General features: G+C 66.1%; 18 protein-coding genes. 7 read left to right on the top strand and 11 right to left on the bottom strand.

Annotated features, from left to right (window positions below; translation table 11 throughout):
* Positions 1-5: 5 nt before the first annotated feature.
* The 5 genes from AC4LGL_RS04175 to AC4LGL_RS04155 form a co-directional block, all read right to left on the bottom strand.
* Positions 6-2423 (bottom strand): AAA family ATPase, encoded by a 2418-nt coding sequence (locus AC4LGL_RS04175; protein ID WP_491837767.1) that lies wholly within the window; start codon positions 2421-2423, stop codon positions 6-8.
* 68 nt (positions 2424-2491) lie between these two features.
* Complete coding sequence (locus tag AC4LGL_RS04170; protein WP_491837766.1) at positions 2492-3121, bottom strand: hypothetical protein; 630 nt, start codon at positions 3119-3121, stop codon at positions 2492-2494.
* A 23-nt stretch (positions 3122-3144) separates the two neighbouring features.
* The gene (locus tag AC4LGL_RS04165) at positions 3145-3522 is read right to left on the bottom strand and encodes a type II toxin-antitoxin system death-on-curing family toxin (RefSeq protein ID WP_491837765.1); all 378 of its coding nucleotides are present in this window, start codon (positions 3520-3522) and stop codon (positions 3145-3147) included.
* Entirely contained in the window at positions 3519-3716 is a 198-nt protein-coding gene (locus AC4LGL_RS04160) for an antitoxin Phd (RefSeq protein ID WP_163664361.1), read from the bottom strand. The genes AC4LGL_RS04165 and AC4LGL_RS04160 overlap by 4 nt, the downstream gene beginning before the upstream one ends.
* An 82-nt stretch (positions 3717-3798) precedes the next feature.
* Positions 3799-4170, bottom strand: a complete 372-nt coding sequence (locus AC4LGL_RS04155) for a hypothetical protein (protein ID WP_491837764.1) — start codon at positions 4168-4170, stop codon at positions 3799-3801.
* A 217-nt stretch (positions 4171-4387) separates the two neighbouring features.
* Between AC4LGL_RS04155 and AC4LGL_RS04150 the strand changes: the two genes are divergently transcribed.
* A complete protein-coding gene (locus AC4LGL_RS04150; protein WP_491837763.1) occupies positions 4388-5395 on the top strand; it encodes a metallophosphoesterase in 1008 nt (335 codons plus the stop codon).
* Here the strand turns inward: AC4LGL_RS04150 and AC4LGL_RS04145 are convergent.
* On the bottom strand, positions 5374-6339 hold the full coding sequence (locus AC4LGL_RS04145; RefSeq protein WP_491837762.1) for a mechanosensitive ion channel family protein: 966 nt from the start codon (positions 6337-6339) through the stop codon (positions 5374-5376). The two genes, AC4LGL_RS04150 and AC4LGL_RS04145, sit on opposite strands and share 22 nt — an antisense overlap.
* A 99-nt stretch (positions 6340-6438) precedes the next feature.
* The gene (locus AC4LGL_RS04140) at positions 6439-7098 is read right to left on the bottom strand and encodes an NUDIX hydrolase (RefSeq protein ID WP_491837761.1); all 660 of its coding nucleotides are present in this window, start codon (positions 7096-7098) and stop codon (positions 6439-6441) included.
* 68 nt (positions 7099-7166) lie between these two features.
* On the opposite strand from AC4LGL_RS04140, the gene AC4LGL_RS04135 reads away from it, so the two are divergent.
* Positions 7167-8576: an ADP-ribosylglycohydrolase family protein gene (locus AC4LGL_RS04135; protein ID WP_491837760.1), complete on the top strand. Its 1410-nt coding sequence runs from the start codon at positions 7167-7169 to the stop codon at positions 8574-8576.
* Positions 8577-8588: 12 nt separating this feature from the next.
* On the opposite strand, the gene AC4LGL_RS04130 is transcribed toward AC4LGL_RS04135, so the two are convergent.
* The gene (locus AC4LGL_RS04130; RefSeq protein ID WP_491837759.1) at positions 8589-9443 is read right to left on the bottom strand and encodes a hypothetical protein; all 855 of its coding nucleotides are present in this window, start codon (positions 9441-9443) and stop codon (positions 8589-8591) included.
* 146 nt (positions 9444-9589) lie between these two features.
* Here AC4LGL_RS04130 and AC4LGL_RS04125 point away from each other — a divergent pair, with 146 nt between their 5' ends.
* Together AC4LGL_RS04125 and AC4LGL_RS04120 are read left to right on the top strand one after the other, a co-directional pair.
* Positions 9590-11572 (top strand): OPT family oligopeptide transporter, encoded by a 1983-nt coding sequence (locus AC4LGL_RS04125; protein WP_491837758.1) that lies wholly within the window; start codon positions 9590-9592, stop codon positions 11570-11572.
* A gap of 116 nt (positions 11573-11688) precedes the next feature.
* Positions 11689-12921, top strand: a complete 1233-nt coding sequence (locus AC4LGL_RS04120) for a hypothetical protein (protein ID WP_491837757.1) — start codon at positions 11689-11691, stop codon at positions 12919-12921.
* A 40-nt stretch (positions 12922-12961) separates the two neighbouring features.
* Here AC4LGL_RS04120 and AC4LGL_RS04115 read toward each other — a convergent pair whose 3' ends face one another.
* Positions 12962-13924, bottom strand: coding sequence for an RNase H family protein (locus AC4LGL_RS04115; protein ID WP_491837756.1), 963 nt, complete (start codon positions 13922-13924; stop codon positions 12962-12964).
* A gap of 153 nt (positions 13925-14077) precedes the next feature.
* On the opposite strand from AC4LGL_RS04115, the gene AC4LGL_RS04110 reads away from it, so the two are divergent.
* From AC4LGL_RS04110 to AC4LGL_RS04100, 3 genes are all read left to right on the top strand, one after another.
* Entirely contained in the window at positions 14078-14776 is a 699-nt protein-coding gene (locus AC4LGL_RS04110) for an endonuclease/exonuclease/phosphatase family protein (RefSeq protein ID WP_491837755.1), read from the top strand.
* Between the two features lie 110 nt (positions 14777-14886).
* Positions 14887-15135 carry a hypothetical protein gene (locus tag AC4LGL_RS04105; RefSeq protein WP_491837754.1) on the top strand — a complete coding sequence of 83 codons (249 nt, stop codon included), beginning with the start codon at positions 14887-14889 and terminating at the stop codon, positions 15133-15135.
* Between the two features lie 138 nt (positions 15136-15273).
* Complete coding sequence (locus AC4LGL_RS04100) at positions 15274-16569, top strand: hypothetical protein (protein ID WP_491837753.1); 1296 nt, start codon at positions 15274-15276, stop codon at positions 16567-16569.
* Positions 16570-16617: 48 nt separating this feature from the next.
* Here AC4LGL_RS04100 and AC4LGL_RS04095 read toward each other — a convergent pair whose 3' ends face one another.
* Both AC4LGL_RS04095 and AC4LGL_RS04090 read right to left on the bottom strand, forming a co-directional pair.
* Entirely contained in the window at positions 16618-17418 is an 801-nt protein-coding gene (locus AC4LGL_RS04095) for a hypothetical protein (RefSeq protein WP_491837752.1), read from the bottom strand.
* A gap of 139 nt (positions 17419-17557) precedes the next feature.
* A complete protein-coding gene (locus tag AC4LGL_RS04090; RefSeq protein WP_491837751.1) occupies positions 17558-18112 on the bottom strand; it encodes an Ltp family lipoprotein in 555 nt (184 codons plus the stop codon).
* Between the last annotated feature and the right edge of the window lie 132 nt (positions 18113-18244).

Genomic DNA, 18244 nt, shown 5'->3' with positions numbered 1-18244 from the left:
CGGACTCATCGCAACGCCAGCACGTCGAGCACCGTTTTCTCCAGATCCCGGGCATCGTGGATGGAGACCGGTTTCGCGTCGCCGTGCGCGCCGGCGTTGCAGATCCGCAGTGCCCGTTTGCGTTCCGGCTTGAGCCATTGCGTCAGATCGACCTGTGGGTCGCCGTGGATCGCCAGCGCCAGCCGGTTCGAGGTCTTCTTCGCTGCCGCCCATTTGTCCTCGGATTCGGTGAGTGCGCAGCCGGCCAGTGCCTGCTTGGCATAGAAGGTCTGCTTGGCAGCGGATTCCAACGCCATCCGGAACAGCGCCGGCGCGGCCCGGCCTTTGATGTCCTCGGGCATCTTGGCGTCTTTGATCAGCGCGAAGATGTCGCCGACCTGACGCAGCGCTGGATTCACGTTGTCACGCACGGTGACTCGCGACCCCGTCTCACGGACCACTTCGATGAGCCGGGCGTCGACCCCGGTTTCCCGGATGACCGAGGCCAGCCGGTCGTCGTGGGAGAAGACGATGACCTGATGGGTCTTGGCGATCTCGCAGAGCACCTGGACGAATCCGTCGATCTTCGACGGGTCCATCGCCTGGATGGGGTCATCGAGGACCACGAAGCGGAACGGACTCTTCGCTGAGGTCGCGCGCGGCAGGAACAACGCCAGTGCCAGCGCGTGCAGTTCGCCCTGGCTCATCACCGAGAGCGCCTTGGTGGGCTTGCCGTCCACGGCGCCTTCGAGCACCACCTTGCGCCGGGTGGACGTCCCTTCCAGGGAGATCTCGACGAGGTCGACATTGCTTTCCTGGCGGAGCTGGTGCCAGATGTCGCGGGCTTGGGCGGCAATGGGTTTGAGCCGCAGATTGCGGAAGGCAGCGGCATGCTCGTTGACCCACTTCTTGGCCTTGGAAACGGCGTTGAGCTCGTCGTCCACAGCCCGGGCCTGCTCTTCGAGGCCAACCCAGCCACCCAGCTGGGCCGCCAGTGGCGCCCATGCGGTCTCGCGTCGCGCGAGTTCGTCGGCTGCTTCGGCGCGCAGCGATTCGGCGGTGGCGATCACCTCGGTCAGCGTCGACTCGGCGTGCGCCGCGAGCGCGTCGTCGCCGACCGGGATCTTCCGTGCCGCGGCCACCGCGTCGTTGTAGCCCACAAGGGCTGCGAGTTCGACGCCGGGCACTGCGGCCGCCGAGGTCAGTCCCTGGATCAGGGCGGTGACATTCGCCCGAGCGGTTTTGAGTTGTTGTGCCGTGGCACGGTATTCGTCCAGCAGTTCTTCGCTCTGCGCGATGCTGTGCTGAGCAGCCGTGGCCCAGTCCGCGTCGAGGCGCCCCTGCGCGCACACCGGGCAGTCGGTGTCACCGCCCTGATGGTGAAATCGCAGCGCGGTCCGCAGCAGGTCGACGCGTTGACTGGTGAGGTCGATCGCGGCGGTCGCGGAGTCGGCCGCGGCTTTGGTGGCGGTGCGTAGTTGCCGCGTCACCTCCTCGACGCTGTCGATGGTCGGCGTCTCCAGCTGGGCAACAGTCCGCAGGGCAGGCATCACGTCGGTGCGGGCCTCGCCCCCTCCGGTGGCCAGAGCCCGCACATCATCAAGGGGCACACGGTGTTTGCGCAGGAGCTTGGCGGCGCGTTCGGCGCGTTCATCGGACTGCCCGGCCAACGCAGCCTGCACGCGCTTGCGTTCCGCGTCTGCGGTGTCGCTGGCGGTCCTGATCTCCTTGAGCCGTGCGGCCAGCAGCTTCTCGGTGTCGGCGAGCGCGTCGAGCCCCAGCAGTTTGGCCAGCGCGTCGTACAACGCCGACGGCCCGCCGTCGAACAGTCGGCCGAGTTCCTCGTAGGACAGCAGCGGGCGGTGCAGTTCGAGGGCCCGCGTCCAGCCCAGTGCCGCCGTGCCGTCGACCCGTTTACCTCCGCCGGCCTGTGTCCAGGTGGTGCAGTTGTCCAGCTTCGCGCCCTGGCCCCAATCCACCCCGACGGTGAACGGACCGGCCGACTCGCGGGTGAACCCCACCTGGATCTCGCACGGGTCGGGGTGGTGGAGGTTCTGCCAGGCCTCGGCCCACAGGCTCTCCTTCTTTTTCCAGCGGTAACTGGTACCGGTGAGTGTGAGTTCCAGCGCCTCGGCGAAGCTGGATTTTCCGGAACCGTTGCGGCCACTGACCACCATCAGCCCCGGCGCCGGGAACAGGTCCAGCCGCGCCGACGGGCCGACACCGCGGAACCCGGAGACCGCGATCGAGCTGAGAAATGTTGGCGCCGTGCCGGTTTCCGCGGCCTCGTCGGCGCCGCCGGACACCTCCGCCAGGGCGCTCAGCACGACGTCCTTGGCCCCGTCGGACAGTGTGTCGTCGGCTCCGAGGAGTTCCAAGATGACGTCGTGGACGGACTGTTCGGCACCTGCGGCGGCCTCGGCCGTCCCACCTTCTTGCGGCATGCAACGATTTAACTACCTGAATCCGACAAATTTGTCGGGACCGTCAGTCCGGCCTTGTGCGGGCCACCTCAGCCCTTGAGCCACCGACCGATCTCGTAGCACAGGAGATAGAGCACCGCCGGTGCGCAGTACAACGGAATCGATACCACGGCGAGGACGGCAGCAGGCACGTACTGGCGCCGGAATCGCGGAAAATCTCCTGCCATGTCGACAAATCCGATGATCGCCGCGCCCAGAGCGAAGATGCCCGCCGCGACGGCGGGCCGACCGGTCCACCCCTCGACCCGCACGACGTAAGCGCTGGCCCCGACCATGATCGCCAGCAACCACCACACCGTCGGTGCCCTCAGTTTTCCGTAGCTGAGTGCCGATCCGTCCTCCTCGTCGTCCTCGGGCGGATCCGGTTTCCGGTCGCTGCTCGATGCGGCGTAGATGGTGTTGCCGATCTTGAGGAACGGAGTTCTGAAGAAGGCCATCATCACCGACATCGCCGCGAGGAAGCCGGCGATCCCGAGCGCCCGAGCGGGGTCCTGTTCGGCGGTGGCAAGGGTCATCAGTAGCCCCCCGCCCAGAAACGACAGCCAGTAGATCCGCCGCTCGAGGCGGCGATCGTCGAGGAAGATGCCATACCCGACGCCGACCAGGACGATCGTGACGCCTACCCAGAAGACCCCGTCTACTGTCCCGCTCGACTGCATGCTGGAAAGACTAAGTCGGCGCGTTACGCACTGAAATCCCGCAACGCCGCCACGATCTCACTCAACTCGCCATCCCGGGTCGCCACCTCGTTCATCAGAATCTCGGCCCTATCGACGTCGAAATCGGGTGCGAGTTCAATCCCGTTGATGTGCAAGAACGTCCACGCCGACGACCAGGCGGTCCGCTTGTTTCCGTCGACAAGGGCGTGATTACGGGCAAGCGATTGCAGAAGTGCCGCGGCCTTTTCCCAGACGTGCGGGTAGGCGTCCACCCCGAAGACCGTCGCCCGAGGTCGGGTGACGGCCGCGTCGAGCAGGCCATAGTCACGCACCTGCAGTTCACCGCCGAACGCGATTGACCCAGCGGTCAGTACGTCATCGCGGTCGAGATACTCGATCACGCCAAACGTCGGTTGAGTTCGGCCGAACGCTGGGCCACGACCCGCGCCGCCTCAGCCACTCTGCGCTTGTGCATGCTGGCGCGCTCAATGACGGCCGCGTGCGCGAACTTCTTCAACGACAGGTCGTCGGCTCGGGCCGCGGCCCGAATCTGCTCCATTTCGGCGTCGTCGAAGTCCAGGTTCAATGAAGGCATGAGATGAGGGTACTCCCGTTGGTACCAAATCAGGTACCAATTTGGCGAAACCCTCACCCAACAGCGAGGATGCCGCAGATCCTTACTCCGGCGGCGGCGGGTAGCGACCGTACACTCCGCGCGGGTCGCCCTCCTGGTACAGCTGGTCCTCGTAGTCGGCGCGGTCGGCGAGCATGTCGCGTCGGAACTGCTCGGTGCGCTGCTGCCCCTCGCGTTGCTGGGCGGACTTGAGTGCCCAGACGCCGACGCCGGCCACAACCCCGACCACTGCCAAAACTCCGATCAGCCAAGGGTGTTCGGCGATCACGCCGAGTACGAACAGCCCGCCCAGCACGGATGCCACCACCAGCGCGGGCCGACGGTTGGCGCTCTGGACCGAGGCGCCGGGGCCGGCCACTGCCACCGAGGACGACGAACCTCCGCTGAACAGGGCGACGAGGATCCAGATCGGCAACCACGCCGCACAGAATGACACTTGCCGCCGACAAGTCCCGATCTCTCGATGTGCGGTACTTGTCGGTGCACCCGGCTATCGTCGAGATAGGTCAAGAGATGCGCCGCGCTCCGAACCAGGGCAGCGAATGTGATGCGCACCGATGTTTTCGATCTCTCCCGCCGCCGGCACACGACCCGGCAACCAAGACCATCGCTTGGAAGATTTGGAGTCCCACATGACCGACGCCACAGTCCAGGGTTACGACATCATCGGCGACGTCCACGGATGCGCCACCCAACTGGAGTCGCTGCTGACCGAGCTCAGCTACCGGAAGCGCAGCAGCACAAGCGAATACCGGCATCCCGAGCGTCAGGCGATCTTCGTCGGTGATCTGATCGACCGCGGCGACGAACAACTGCAGGTGCTGCAGGTCGTCAAGGACATGGTCGACGTCGGCAGCGCACGGATCGTGATGGGCAATCACGAGTTCAACGCGCTTGCCTATGACACCCAGTGGCCGCTCGGGAGCGGGAAATTTCTGCGGGCGCACGATGATCCCGACAGCCCGTGGTCGGCGAAGAACACCAAGCAGCATGCGGCGTTTCTGGCCCAGGTCACGGGTGCTGACCGGCGTCGATATCTGGACTGGTTCGCCACCTTTCCGCTGTGGCTGGACCTGGGCGACCTGCGCGTCGTGCATGCGTGCTGGCACCCGGACTCGATCTCGGTGGTCGAACGGCAGTGCGGTTCGACCACGCCGTTCACCGAGGTGGACCATCTGGTGGCGGCCACCGCCGAAGGCGATCCGCTGTATGAGGCGGTCGAGACGCTGCTGAAGGGGCCCGAGATCAGTCTGCTCGACCACGACCAGCGCAGGTACCTCGACAAGGATGGCATCCCCCGCGGCAACGCGCGCATGCGGTGGTGGAACAGCGATGCCGTCACTCTGCGTGACTTTGCCGAGATGGGAGGCAATTTCACCACCGAGGACGGAGAGCCCTACCCGCCGCTGCCCGAATTGGACCTGTCGGGAAGTGACCTGTCCTACGTGTACCCGCCGGGGGTCCCGGTGTTCTACGGGCATTACTGGCGGCAGGGCTCCCCCGAGCATTTGCACGACTGGACCGAGTACACCGCGTGCGTGGACTTCAGCGCGGTGCGAGGCGGGACGCTGACCGCGTATCGATGGTCATCGGGCGAGACGCGGATCAACCCAGCCAATTACGTGCCGTTGGTCTCCTGACCGCCGACGACCGCGTGAATACGGCCCTGCGGGTAGGGCAGGTTGATGCCGTTCTCGTCATAGGCACGCAGGATTTCGCGACGGAGCTTACGCTGCACCGACCATTGCGCGTTCGGTCGGGTCTTCAGCGTCATCCGCAACGTGAGCTGGTCTGCCGCCAGCGACTGCACACCGAGCATCTCCGGTTCGCCGATGACCTTGCCGGCCATCGACGGATCGGAGATGACCTCGTGGGCGGCTTCGACGGCGAGCTGCTCGGCGCGATCCACATCCGCGGTCAGCGCGACCGGTACCTCGAGGCGGGCCACTGCGTAGTCCTGGCTCATGTTCCCGACGCGGGCGATCTCGCCGTTGCGGACGTACCAGAGCGTGCCGTCGATGTCGCGGACCGTCGTGATCCGCAGCCCGACAGACTGCACCTCCCCGGACACCTCGCCGAGGTCGACGTTGTCGCCGACGCCGTACTGGTCCTCCAGCAGCATGAACACGCCGCTGACGAAATCGCGGACCAGGTTCTGGGCGCCGAAGCCGATCGCGAGCCCGACCACGCCGGCCGAGGCGATGAATGGTGCGATGTTCACCCCGAGCACGCTGAGGAGCGCCAGCACCACCCAGACCAGCAGCACAATCGACACCGTCGACTTGAGCACCGAGCCGATGGTCTGCGCGCGCTGCTGACGGCGCTCGGCCGCCCGTATACCGTTGGTCGTCGCCGAGGCTCGATCACGCAAGTAGCGCAGCAGTGGAGGCTTTTTCGCTTGCCCTTCCAGTTCCGTGCTACTGGATTTCTTGGTCCTGCCGGTGGTCGCGCGGTCGATCATGCGATGCAGCAAATACCGAATGATTAACGCAACGACGATGTACGCCGCGACTCGAACCGGAACCTCGATCAGCCAATGTCGATTGGTCTCTGTCCATTCGAAAGCCTGGTTGTACACAGCCATATTTTCGACCGTACGGCAGAACTGACGCCCACGTCGAACGAGGACAGCAGCTTACGTCGACAACGCAGCAAACTGCTTATACACCAGTCGGATTCGACCTCACGTCGACGCAGCGCGCCGGAACAGCTCGGCGGGGCGCCCGCGGCCGCCGGCGGTGAAGTCGCCGGTCGCTTCGAGTTGATCGACCATCGCGCGCCGGAAGTTGTCGCGCTGCAGCAGATGTCCCGCAACCGCTTCGTGGGTCAGCCGCAGGTCACGCAGGCTGAACGTCCCCCCCAGCAGGTGGTCGGGGTCCGGAGACTTTTCGTAGCGGGCCCGCACGTCCGCGACGGCCAACTCGATGATGTCGTCGTGGTCGAAGACCAGCCCACCGCGGATATCGGTCGTCACCAGGCGGGTCGTCTCCGCTGCGCGCGTCGCCAGGCGTTCTGCCGGGACAACGGCGAGGTGCGCGACGGACAACACCCGACCCCGGTCGTCGCGCTTCAGCGCGTCGAACACGTGGAGTTGCCGCGGGTTAAGCCCGTGGACGTCGGCCTTGTCCGCCAGCGACCGCCGGACCGCATCGGCGAGGAGCTCCCCCTCGTGCAGGAATGTGCCCGGCAAAGCCCAGCCACGCCCCCGTGTGCGACGGACCTGCAGCACCACCAGGCCGGCGGCGGGGTCGACGGTCAGCACGGCGGTATCGACCGCGACCGAGGGCCGCGGGTAGTCCTCCAGCCCCTTGCCGCTGGTGTCCCGGTACTCGTGCTTGTCCATGTCAGTACCTCAGCGTACAGTTCTTCACTAATTAGCGCGTATTTGCGCAATATCGAGGAGGGGCCATCATGGCATCACTGAACGACCGCGTTGAAGGCGTACTGCTGGGCACCGCAGCGGGCGACGCACTGGGGGCGCCGTACGAATTCCAGCCGGCGCGCGGACCGGAACTGCCGGTGGAGATGGTCGGCGGCGGCCCCTGGGAGCCCGGGGAATGGACCGACGACACCTCGATGGCGATCGTGATCGCCGAAGTCGCCGCCACCGGTGCCGATTTGCGCGATCCCGAGGCGCAGGACGCGATCACCCGCCGCTGGCACGAATGGTCGCTGGGTGCAAAGGATGTCGGGATCCAGACCCGGTCGGTGCTCCGCGCCGCGGGCCGTGACGGCACCATCACCGCCGACGCGGCGCGGGCCGCAGCCGCCGACGTGCACGCACGCGAGGGTCGCAGCGGCGGCAACGGATCGTTGATGCGGACCGCGCCGGTGGCCATCGCCTACCTCGATGACGAGGATGCCATGGTCGAGGCCGCTCGTGCGATCAGCGGACTCACTCATTTCGAGACCGATGCCGCCGACGCCACGGTGTTGTGGTGCAGCGCAATTCGTCATGCCGTGCTGACCACCGAACTCGATGTCCGAATCGGCCTGCACCACCTCGATCCCGACCGTCGCGCCCTGTGGACCAAGCGACTCGATGAGGCCGAGGCTTCCCGTCCCGCGGACTTCCCGAAAAACGGGTGGGTGGTCGGGGCGCTGCAGGCAGCGTGGTCGGCGATCGTCACGACGGCTGAAGACGGTCGCGGTCCCGAGCACCTGCGCCGCGGGATCGATGCGGCCGTCCGCTCCGGAAATGACACCGACACCGTGGCCGCAATTGCCGGCGGACTGCTCGGCGCTGCATACGGGGCGTCCGCGGTCCCGTTGCAGTGGCGGACCCTGCTGCACGGTTGGCCCGGGATGCGGGCGCGTGGGCTGGTGAGGTTGGCGACGGCGATCGAACAGAAGCAGCCGAGCACCGACCCGGATTACTCGTGGTCGCGCGCCGACATCCTCGTCGCTCACCCGCACGACCCGGGGGTTCTGCTGGGCAGCGTGGGCGCGTTGCGGAAACTTCCGGCCGAGGTAAGCGCGGTCGTGTCGCTGTGCCGCATCCCGGAAAGCGATGTGCCCGAAGGCATGCCACATGTGGAGGCGCGACTGATCGACAAGACCGACTTCGACGAGAATCCCCATCTGGATTTCGTGCTGCTCGACACGGTGGGTGCCATCGAAGAGCTACGCGCACAGGGACACACGGTGCTGGTGCACTGCGTCGAGTCCTACAGCCGCACACCCACGGTGGCGGCGCTCTATGGTGCGCAGCGCTCGGGGGTCGGAACTGAGCAGGCGCTGGCGGACGTTCTCGAGGCATTGCCCGACGCCAACCCGAACCTGGTGTTCCGGGAGGCGTTGCGACGCTTGGGGAATCGGTGAGTATTCCTGCACTCAGCACCACGCGTGGTCACACACGGTGCACCACCACTTCTCGTCCCTCGGGCAGCAGCCGCCGATGTGCAGCCACGGTCCCCACGCCTCCGGGTCGGCCGGCATGCCGTACTGGATCGTCTGGGTCCGTAGCCCTCCGCACTGCGGACATTCGGGGTTCTGGGCGAACTTGAAGTCGATGAACGACCGGAAGTTGCCGTCACGCATTCGGTCGCGGCAGCGTCGACAGATGACGGCCGGCCAGTCCGTGGCCACTGCCCGCACCGCCGCGCGGAACGGCCCGCGCACGCCTGGACTGTCCCCGGTTCGGAGCGGTGAATCCGGGTGCCACCGCGGCAGCGGGTCGACGGTGTGGATATGCACCAGGTCGCGGGCGTCGGCTTCGGTCAGGTCGATCGGCGCGCCACAGCCGTGACAGTCCCCGTCGAACTTCAGCAGATTGCGTGCGGCCGCTACGGAGGAATGCCCCCAGCGGTTCTCCGGTCCCCCGTACACCGGACTCTCGTGGATGGCCAGGATCACCCGCTCGGCGTCGTCGTCATCGAGGCGCCAGCTGACGAATGCATCGCTGAGGTCGAGCACCATCGCCAGCGTCGCCAAGTCCACCAGATCGAGGCTGTACGGATTCAGCAGCGCGCCGCCGAAGCCACCCTCGTGGTCGATGCGGGCCAGCCGCGTCACCACCGAGACCGGATCGGTGCCCAGCACGACGACCGCGTAGTCGCCAGGACGTGATTCCCCGAACGCATAGCGCCACGGCCGGTACGGCGAGCGCGGCTCCAACAGCGTGATGATGCCGTCCTTCCAGTCTGCGGCTTCGAGGATGTGGAGGCGGTGGTGGACTGTTTGCGACATGCGTCAATTATCCCATTGGGGTACGACAATTCGAGGTTCCGAAAGTTAGCTGTCGAGCAGCTGATCACACCAACTCAGCCGATCCCGTCGCGGTACGGCGGCCGAGTGCCTACCGTGTATGCACCAGCAACCGAGAGGGAGCCGAGTTGGCCGTCGAAAGCTCCGCACACCCCACCACACCGACGCTGCGCGAGCTCACCGTCCGCGGCATCCTGCTCGGCGGCGCGATCACGCTGGTGTTCACCGCCGCCAACGTCTACCTCGGCCTCAAGGTCGGCCTGACGTTCGCCACCGCCATCCCGGCCGCGGTGATCTCGATGGCCATCCTGCGTAACTTCGCCAACCACTCCATCGTCGAGAACAACATCGTGCAGACCGTCGCCTCGGCGGCCGGCACGCTGTCGGCGATCATCTTCGTGCTGCCCGGGCTGATCATGATCGGCTGGTGGACCGGGTTCCCGTACTGGATGACCGTGGCCGTATGCGCGGTCGGCGGCATCCTCGGCGTCATGTACTCCATCCCGCTGCGCCGGGCCCTGGTGACCGGCTCGGATCTGCCGTATCCGGAAGGGGTGGCCGCCGCCGAGGTCCTCAAGGTCGGCGACAGCACGCGGGGCGTCGAGGAGAACCGCGTCGGCATCCGGGTCATTGCGTTCGGCGCGCTGGTGTCGGCCGGCTTCGGACTACTGGCCAACCTGAAGGTGCTGGCCAACTATGTCGCGGCGTTCTTCCGCGTCGGGGCCGGCGGTTCGATGTTCGGCGCCAGCCTGTCGCTGGCGCTGATCGGGGTGGGGCATCTGATCGGGATGACCGTCGGCATCGCGATGCTCGTGGGGCTGATCATCTCGTTCGGGGTGCTGCTGCCGATCCGCACCATCGGGACATTCGGCACCGACCAGTCGGTGGCCGACGTGATCGATGGGGTGTTCGTGCACGAGGTGCGGTTCATCGGCGCCGGGGCGATCGCGGTGGCCGCGGTGTGGACGCTGCTGAAGATCCTGCGCCCGATCGTCAAGGGCATCACCGAGGCGATGGTCTCGGCGCGGGAGCGGCGGGACGGCCAGCTGGTCGACATCACCCAACGCGACATTCCGTTCCCGCTCGTCGTGGGAGTGATCGTGGCGATGCTGATCCCGATCGCGGCGCTGTTGTGGGACTTCAGCCGCGGCACCGCGCTGCAGGGCAGTTCGGCCGGGATCATCGTGGCGAGCCTGGTGTTCATCTTCGTCATCGGCCTGATCATCGCCGCGGTGTGCGGCTACATGGCCGGCCTGATCGGCTCCTCGAACAGCCCCATCTCCGGGGTCGGCATCCTGACCGTGCTGATCGCCGCGCTGGTGATCAAGGTGGCCTTCGGTCGTGCCGACAGTGACCAGTCCACGGCGCTGGTGGCGTTCACGCTGTTCGTCGCGGCCGTCACCTTCGGTGTCGCCACCATCTCCAACGACAACCTGCAGGACCTCAAGACCGGCCAACTCGTCGGGGCCACACCGTGGAAACAGCAGGTGGCCTTGGTGATCGGGGTTCTGTTCGGGTCGGCGATCATCCCTCCGGTGCTCGACCTGATGCAGCAGGCCTTCGGCTTTCTCGGCGCACCGGGCGCTACCGACCACGCCCTGGCCGCGCCGCAGGCCGCGCTGATCTCGTCGCTCGCCAAAGGGGTGTTCGGCGGATCCCTGGACTGGTCGCTGATCGGCCTGGGCGCGGCGATCGGGGTGGGCATCGTGATCGTCGACGAAATCCTCACCCGCACATCACGGTTCAGTCTGCCGCCGCTGGCCGTCGGGATGGGCATGTACCTACCGATGAGCCTGACGCTGATCATCCCGCTCGGCTCACTGCTCGGGTACTTCTACAACAAGTGGGCCGACCGCACCGGCGGCAACGTCGAGCGCAAGAAACGCCTCGGCGTGCTGCTGGCGACCGGCATGATCGTCGGCGAAAGCCTCTACGGCGTGGTGTTCGCCGGGTTCGTCGCCGGCACCGGGAGCGATGATCCGTTCGCGATCTTCCCCGGCAATGACGGGACTTTCGCTGAGGTTGTCGGGGTGGCCGGGTTTGCGGCGGTGCTGCTGTGGCTGTACATGCGGACGCGGAAGGTTTCTGCGCGTGAACCGGCTGAGGCATAGGTGCGCAGCGGATTACCGCATACCCACCGTGGTGGACAGTGTCAGCGACGTGGCGCTCACGGAACTCAGAAAAAGACTGTCGGTCCCTCCCGCTATCTTCTCGGCAGGAGGGCACGATGAACAAAATTGCGGGGCTGGTCAATGAGTTCCGAGACGATGACGATGGCTATATGGCCTGGCTCGCCGCCCATCCCGTTGGATACGTGATCAACATCGCGCGCAGCCACAGCGCATCTACGGCGCGTGTGCACCATGCCGGTTGCAGGACCATCAGCGGTACGAACCCTCGCGGAGGCACATGGACCGGACCGTACATCAAAGTGTGCTCGGAGCATCGGGACGAACTCGAACAGTGGGCGATGAAACACGCCCGAGCGCAGATCCCGTTGTGCGGGACCTGCCACCCGGCACGCGACGCGGCGAAACCCACTTCCCTCAAGCAAACCATGACGCCCCGGTCACCCGAGGCTCGCTGGGATGTACACGGACCGACGACCGACAGTCCCGTGGTCGAAGCTTGGGCCGATAGCTACATACGCTTCGAACATCTGCCGCCCTGGCAACAGCATCTGCGAAATGAGATCCGTAGCCGCTGCCGACAGCTCGCACCGTCGGCAGGGCAGGTGCTGCACGCCACGTTCTTTGGCCCCAAGCTTCCCAACGCCGACGTCGAGAACCTCGCGCTCTACAACATCGACCCCTCGTTTCGAGTCCCCGGCCGTCACGGGATCCGCTTCGAACACGGCGCTGCCGTGCCGCCGGCTCCCGATGCTGCCGAGTACCTGTTCGGCTATCGGTATGCGCTCGCGCCGCATTCGGACACCTTCACCCACTGGCAGCAGGGTCGAACGATCGCATCGTTCGACTGGACCGACCTGGGTGATTTCGTCGGTCAAAAGAAGCTGGCACAGGTGTGGCTGGCCCTCGCGCGTGCGTACGACCGCGGCCAGTTTGATGTCGCCGAGCCAGCTGTACCCGACACGCCATTCGCCGTCAGAGTCCAGGTCCGTCCGCCAAACGGGCATGAGCCTGTGTGGGGCGGTTTGGTCAAACCCATCTTCGATGGGGTGATCAGCGCATTCCAGGCCCATACCGACACCACGGTGCTCCCTCATGTCGTCGGACAGCTCGCGAAAGTCCTTCCGGCGGAGCCTGTAGAGATCGAGAAGCACCTGCTCGACCAACGTCGCGCCGCGCTCGGCGTGGTGCAGCGGCTCGTGAAACCCTTCCGTGCGGGGGTCCAGTGGATGCCCGCAGACCACTGGTGCGTTGCCGGCGAACTACTCTCCGTCGAGCCGATTGGTCCACGCTGGGCAATGACCGGTGAGGTGATCGAGCTGTCCCGCTGAAGCCATTGCGATCGTGGTGTTCGTCGACGGGCGCACCACACTATGCCGGCACGCTGGTGGCCCGACGGAACTCCGCGGCGAACGCCTGCGCGATGCCCGCGGCGCGGCGGCGGTACTCGCCGTCATCGAGATCGGCGTCCCCGCGTCGGTACCGGGAGCCCAACCGCGCCAACGCATCCGCACCCTCGTTCAATGGGTCACCGGAATGACCGTGCACCCAACGTAATTCGATCCGGTCGCGCTCGACATAGATGCGGCGCCGGGCGGCGTGCAGGCAGTGGTCGCGGTCAGGCACCTCAACCGGGTAGTCGGCGGGCATGGTCGGCTCGCCGCGCTTCCAGCGGTTCACCATGGCGATGGCGAGCTGGCTGTCGGACAACACCGTCAGGTGCTGGCGGGGCAACGCCGACACCGCGGCGCCGATCGCGCGCAGCTCGGCAACGAGCACCGGTTCGCTACCTACTCGCCTGGGTGACGAGCGGTACCCGGCCAGACCGTGGTCCCCGGACGAGGCGAGCCAGCCGAACCCGGCGTGCCGTTGACGCACCGAGCCGTCGGTCGCCACGGTGACGGGTCCGCCGTCGGCGGCGCGTGGCGACGGGAGCGGTGCCGGCTCTGCCGGGCACGCGTTCTGCACGCGCGCCACGGCGGCGGCCAGCAGGGCCCGATCGGCATGGTCGGGACGCTCGATCCACCAGTCCCGCGCCGCCTCCGAAATCTGCCCCGCGTAGCGCCACAGCGGGCTTCCGCAGGTCAGGTTCACGACGAACCGGAACCGCTCCGCCTCCGGGTGCCCGGCGCGGACCGCGTCGATGGCATCCAACACCGCGACCTCGGGGTTGGGCGCCGCCGCCACTCCGGAGCACGACCAGGACTCCCCGACCGCGGCATATCGGTAGCCGAAAGCCGTCTCGGAGACCGCGATGGCGATCGACTCAACGGGGCGCGGACGCGCGTACACCAGGTCGATGCGCCTGGGTCGCGCCTGAGGTAGCTGAACCATCTTTCGCCTCCCGCGGGGTGTCGTTGGGCAGACAGTAGAGGCGGGCACCGACATCGCTTCGGTGCGCGGCGCGGGCTCGACCGAGCTTGTCGGTGCCCTCGCTCATACTGGTCGGCTGGCTGGAGATTCCATGCCGAGCGAGAGGACTCCGGCATGACGATCCGCATCGCGACACTGAACATCCGCCACGGTGGCAGCAAGTTCGGTGCCGCGCTCACCGCGCGACTTCTTGGCTATGACGCCGATCTGCTCGTGGTGACCGAGTTCCGGGCCAACGACGCCGGTACCGCTCTGGTTGCCGAACTCGAACGCGCCGGATACACGACCACGCATCCCATGGCCGATCCGAAGCAGAACTCCGTGCTCATCGCCTCCCGCACCCCGATCGACCGGGCGGCGCCGTTCACCCGGGATCTGCCGGCCCGGCACCTGTGGTGCGCCGAGTTCGATGGGACGATCATCTGCGGCGTCTACCTGCCGCAGGCCCACGAGAAGCTGCCGTACTGGGAGGCACTGATCGACCGTGCCCGCCGCAGTGGCGTCGATCTGCTCATCGGTGACTTCAACACGGGCAACAACGATCTCGACAAGGAGCCCCGGGGTACGAAGTTCATCGGGCCGCAGATGCCCGGCCGCCTGGCCGCCACCGGATACACCGATGTGTGGCGGTCACTGCATCCGACCACCCGCGAGTACTCCTGGTTCAGCCGCCCCGGCGACAACGGGTTCCGGCTCGACTACATCTTCGCCGCGCCCGAGTTCGCGCAACGCGTCCGGGCGTGCGAGTTCGACCATGCACCGCGGCTTGCCGGCGAGACCGACCACTCGGCGCTTGTCGCGTCGTTCGACTGACCGTCTACTCGGAAAAGGAGACCATGAGCGACCAGAGGTGTGCACCGTGTACCCGGTGGCCGACAAGCATCTTCCGCAGATCGAAACTGCGTGAACCGCTTCGTCTTCGGGTGACGGTCACGTTCTACATGAGTTCCGATATGGGGACCGTTGACCTCGCGGTGCACGGGCATGAGCCAGGGATGACGCCGCAAGATGCCGTCGACCGCACCAAGGAGTACGTCCTCGTGCAGCTGCACCGGGTGATCACGCTGCGGGGCGGGACGTTCGAGCGGTGGTGGGCCGAAGACGAGCACGGCAATGTCCTCGAATCCCACGACGACTACCAACGGCCACGTCGTCCGCGGATGTGGAGCTAGGTCCAGGCGCAAGGCGATCTCCCCCGACCCCCACGGGTCAAGGGACCGCCCCGGCACTTGCACGCCGCAAGCCGGTTATCTCCTCAGCCGTCTACAGCTGCAGCTAAGGTGTGCCCAGGTCAGCGAAAGGGTGCCGCGGTGAGTGATGACGACAAGACGGTTGTGCCGGTTTGGACGCTGGCCACTCGCGACGTTTCGGTTCCGGCGATCACGGACGACAATGCCCTGACGCCGCAGCGCCTCGATGAGCTCCGGACAGTCCTGGCGGCGCTCGCCGACGCGCCCATCGCCACTTTGGAAGCCCATCCGGTCCCGAAGGGCATCGATCGCGCTCGGGGCCTGTCGCTGGACAGTGCCAGCCCGTTGGCCACGCATCTCTCGCAGTTGATCAGCCAAACGTCGAAGACCGGTCCGGCCGCGGCGGCAGGATTCGGCGGTGAGGCCCTCTACCGCATGGTGGTGCCGGCGAAGGTCGCTGCTCAGGTCGGCACGGGTCTCGTCAAGCCGATGGCTTCGAAGGCAGCTTCGGGAGGAATCCACAGTGCGCTGAGGGGCGCCTCTGGGATCACTGCGCAGGCGACATTCGTGCCTGTCGCGGGAAAGGCCGCCGCGGCAGGAGGAGTCGCAGGTGCTGCCGCCGGAGCCGGAGCGTTGACGGTCGCCGCGCCACTGGTCCTGATGGCAGTCGCTGTGGGTGTCAGCGCCAATGCCGAGCACAAGCGGCAGCAAGCGATCGAGAACATCACCGAGCTACTTGAGAAACTGCATGACGATGCGCTGCAGCGCGAGCGCAGCGACCTCAACGGGTGCCGGGACGCGATCGACAAAGCAACCGCGATCCTGCTCGACGAGGGCAAGATCGGCGCTTCGCTGGGCCTGGATTCCGCGGTACACGCCATCAGCACGGCCTTGGCCGAGGCGGAGCAGCGCCTCAAGAAATGGCGGCGAGGCCTCGACGCGATTGGCGATGGCCCGGTCGAAATAGCGAAACTCCGAAAGACTTTCGCGGGCATCGACGAGGAGGCCGGTGATTTCCGGGCACACCTTGAACTCGCTGAACTAGCGATCGCGCTGAAGAAACGCGTGATCGTGCTCCAGGCGGTCGAACATGCCCAACTCGACCCGGCTAATCCATTCGAGAATTTCGTCCGCACACTCAAGGCCGATCAGCAACGTGTCACCGAATTGGAAGACGGGATCGCGGCGGTTCTGCGCCACCTGTCGACACTGCAGCTGAACCGCTCACACGGTGTGCGGGACTTCGTCTTCTCCGCAGCGGAAGTGGACAAGTTGCTGCGCACCTCTCACAAGCTTCGTGAGTTGGGCGACGGTGTCGACGCCGACGGCAAGGCCTCCGATGTGGCGATCGAGATCGTGCGGGAGATCGACGGATCCGTTGTCGTTCTGCCCGCATACCGGACACAGGCTGCCTAGCCGGTACACCGAAACCCGTTGGCACATTGTCGGTGTAGGGCACCGCGCCTACGCGACTCTCTCGTCACGAGCTTGTTGAATCTGGTGCTTGATCTCCCGGTAGGCCTGCACGCGTGCCATCACCGCATCCACGGCCGAATCCTGCTGCGTGGTTTCCGGGGTGGCCTCGATGCCGTACAGCATGGCGCTCAACTTCGCGTGCAGCTCGGCGCGCTGCTCGGCGACCCGGGCGTCCTCGCGTTCGGTGCGTAGCGACTTGTCGATGAGCTGCGCTTCCTTGGTGCATTTGCCGATGAGCTCCACCCGTTCGATCGCAACGACTTCCAGGTGCGCGGCGGTGGTCTTGGCCTCCGCGAGAATCTTGCGGTCCTCGGCGCTCGGCTTGTCCAATGCCGACAACTTTCCGATGACGCCACGCAGCGCATGCGCCTTCTCGAAGTTGTCGGTAGTCGCCTTGACGTCGGCGCTGAAGTCGACGTCGCCCAGCCAGCCGGCGCGAGCGGCTTCGGACGCGGCCACCTGCTTCACCGCGTTCAGCGCTGATTCGACAAGCGCGGCATTCTGCTTGCCGAGCGTGTCGCTACGCCGTTGTTTTTCCTTGCGGATCCGTTCTTCGCGTCGACGTTTGTCGTTGGCCGCCAGCGCCGCCTGCTCGGTGCGCTTCCGTTCCTGGGCCTCGTAGCTGCGTTTCTCCACGGCAACGACAATCTTGTAGCCGGCCCAGCCCACGACACTGACGACGGTGATGACGCCGAGGACGATCCAGACGGGTTTCGGGACGAGCGCGATCAGCACGAAGACGAAGAAGATGGCGCCGCCCGCGCCCGAGGAACTCTTATTGCTGCTCACCAGGTACCTCCAGATATTCGTCCGACGCTCTGCGGTCATTGATTTGCTCGGGCCAGAACGACTCCCGCGGCCGGCAAGACCGGCGCTCACGGGAACCGCTCAGTGTCACACTGGCCACCGACAACTGTTGGATAGCTCCCTACAGCCCAGCTGCGGTAGCCCCGTAGGCCGCCTGTGCTGGGGTGTAACCCTCGTACTCGAGTTGGTCGATGAGCCCGCCACGGGAGAATCCCGAATAGTCCAGGTAGGACTTGGCAGCTTTTGCGGCTTGTGCGTTCCAGTCAACGGCGATGCTGTCGACGGCGAAAGTCGCGTCCGCGGTTGAGAAACCTTCGTATTCCAATTGCTGGATGAGCCCCTTACGGGAGAAGGCGGTGTAGTCGAGGTAGCTCTTGGCGGTACGCACCGCGTTTCGTTGACCTGCCGTCGAGACTGGTTCCAGCGGGACCATGGGTCCCGAGAGTGCTCGGACGTGCGGCTCAGTGCGCTCTTCCATGCTGGTGACGGCGCCGGCCAACCGCACCGACGGGGCCGCCACATCGTGTCCCGCCATTCCGACGACTGACCACAGGGTGGTGCAGGTGAAGGCCAACAGCATGCCGGCAGCAAGGACGCCGCGACGATTGTTGTGTGCAAGTGTGCGGCCGGCGGGGCGGGTCGCGCCGTGATCGGTGTTCGGCAGGTAGGTAGGCATCGTGTGCTCCATTCGTTGTTCATGGTTGCTCGCACACGCGAGCCGAACAGAATGACAGAGCCCACCGACATTGATTGTGTTCAACCGGTTCGGGTGAGGATGGTCTTGCTCGTTCGCCGCTGGTGATGACCC

This window comes from Mycolicibacterium arcueilense, assembly GCF_058536225.1.
This window is presented reverse-complemented; position numbering and strand designations above follow the sequence as displayed.